2 protein-coding genes and 1 pseudogene are annotated in these 1,962 nt (G+C 73.1%); all 3 read right to left on the bottom strand.

Annotated elements, in window-relative coordinates:
- Positions 1–170: 170 nt before the first annotated feature.
- The gene (gene ybaK / locus ACFU53_RS47880; RefSeq protein ID WP_384006936.1) at positions 171–677 is read right to left on the bottom strand and encodes a Cys-tRNA(Pro) deacylase; all 507 of its coding nucleotides are present in this window, start codon (positions 675–677) and stop codon (positions 171–173) included.
- 24 nt (positions 678–701) lie between these two features.
- Positions 702–1,442, bottom strand: a complete 741-nt coding sequence (locus ACFU53_RS47885) for an LON peptidase substrate-binding domain-containing protein (protein WP_384006939.1) — start codon at positions 1,440–1,442, stop codon at positions 702–704.
- A 70-nt stretch (positions 1,443–1,512) separates the two neighbouring features.
- Positions 1,513–1,962: pseudogene (locus ACFU53_RS47890) on the bottom strand (hypothetical protein); the annotation flags it as partial.

A 1,962-nucleotide genomic window follows, 5' to 3' on the forward strand; every position in this document is an offset into this window, starting at 1 on the left:
AGAGAAGGGTCCTGCGGGCCGAAAAGCCAGGGGCGCAGCCCCTGCTTTTCAGGGGCGCGGGGAACTGCGCGACCAGCCCCCACCGGACCCGCACCCGCCGAACCATCCTGACCCCCCGAGCCGGCGCCTGCCGTGGTGGGAGCGGCCCTTCTTCACTCGCCGTCGAGGGGTCACGCGCGGGCGATGGGGGCGGCGACCGCTTCCGTGAGCTTCAGAAGGTCCTGCGGGGACAGCTCGACCTCCAGGCCTCGGCGGCCGGCCGAGACGCAGATCGTGTCGTGGGCGTCCGCCGACGCGTCCAGCACAGTGCGGAGCTTCTTGCGCTGGCCGAGGGGGGAGATGCCGCCCCGGACATAGCCCGTCGTGCGCTCCGCGAGGGTGGGGTCGGCCATCGCCGCGCGCTTGCCGCCGACCGCCGTCGCCAGCGACTTGAGGTCCAGCGAGCCCGCCACCGGCACGACCGCGACCACGAGCGCGCCGTCGACGTCCGCCACCAGGGTCTTGAAGACCCGCTCGGGGGACACGCCCATCGCCTCGGCCGCCTCCTCGCCGTAGGACGGGTGCGCGGGATCGTGCTCGTAGGCGTGGACGGTGAACTCCACGCCCGCCGCGCTCAGGGCCACGGTCGCGGGCGTGCCACCCGCGCCCGACTGCTGCTTCTTCGACTTCTTCGCCATCTGCCTTCTCGCGTACGTGTTGCGTCAGTTGAGGCTCGTCGGGCCCCGCGTCAGCTCCGACGCGGGCAACGACGGCAGACTACGGATGATGGCGGACTCGGCGCGCAGGAGTTTCAGCTCGTCGCGCAGGCGGGAAGCGGTGTCGGGGGCCTGCAGGAGCCGCTGCTTGGCGGGCGTGTCGAGCATCATCGCCGCGGCGACCAGGTACGAGACGACGGCCGGCTCGTCCGGGAGGTCCGCACCCGTCGACAGCGAGCGCTCCCGGGCGCCCGCGAGGCGCTTCTGGTACTGGCGGAACGCCCGCAGGACGCCCTCGGCGAGCGCGCCCGCCTCGTCGCCCGCGTCCTCCGGCAGCTCCTCCAGATCCGCCACGAGGAACGGTCCGGAGGCGTCCACCGAGAGCAGACGCACGCGGCTGGTACCGGTCGCGAGGACCTCGTACGTGCCGTTGTCGCGCTCCCGGATGGTGGCCGCGTCCGCGATGCAGCCCACGGAGTGGAACGCCTTCGTCGGTTCGTCGCCGAAGCCGGCGGTCGGGCCGCGGTCGGGCAGAGCGGTCGGATCCGGCATGCCGGGGGCGCTCGGCGCGACCTCGTGGCCGTCGCGGATGGCGACGACGGCGAAGCGGCGGGGTTGGTCCTCGGGGGTCTTCAGCAACTCGCGCATCATGGCGCGATAGCGCTCCTCGAAGATGTTCAGAGGAAGCACGAGCCCCGGGTACAACACCGAGTTCAGGGGGAAGAGTGGCAGCCGGACGGTGGTCACGAGGCCAGAGCCTAATGGTCGTCGGGGCGCGCGCGTTCGTCCGTATTCGTTTGGTGACCTCCCGGGAGAGCTACCCGTCGGCCAGGGGCGCCCTCTCGGGCCGTGCGCGCAGCGGGATCGAGCACGCCACTTCCAGCCGTACGCCGTCCCGCAGCTGGAGGAACTGGCCCAGCGGATCGTCCGACACCCGGTCCCAGGGGAAGGACGTGGCATACGGGCCGATCATGCGCAGCTGGGCCAGGGCGTCCGGCCAGCGCTCCAGGCGGACCAGGACGTAGGTCAGCAGGTTGCGGACCTCGGCCGGCCAGGGGTCGCCGGGCTCGTACTCTGCGGAGAGCGCGATCGCGCCGTCCGCCGCCTCGTCCAGGCGCGCGCGGGGGATCACGGCCCCGCCGCCCTCGGTGAGGTACGCGAGGGCCGCCCGTACCGGCAGGGCCCGGACCAGGGAGCCGGGGAGCGCGTCCTCGGCGGCCCGCTCGGCGAAGTCGAAGCTCTCGCGGTGCGAGCACCGGGGGGTGTG

It is taken from the genome of Streptomyces sp. NPDC057474 (assembly GCF_042802555.1).
Classification (GTDB): Bacteria; Actinomycetota; Actinomycetes; order Streptomycetales; family Streptomycetaceae; genus Streptomyces.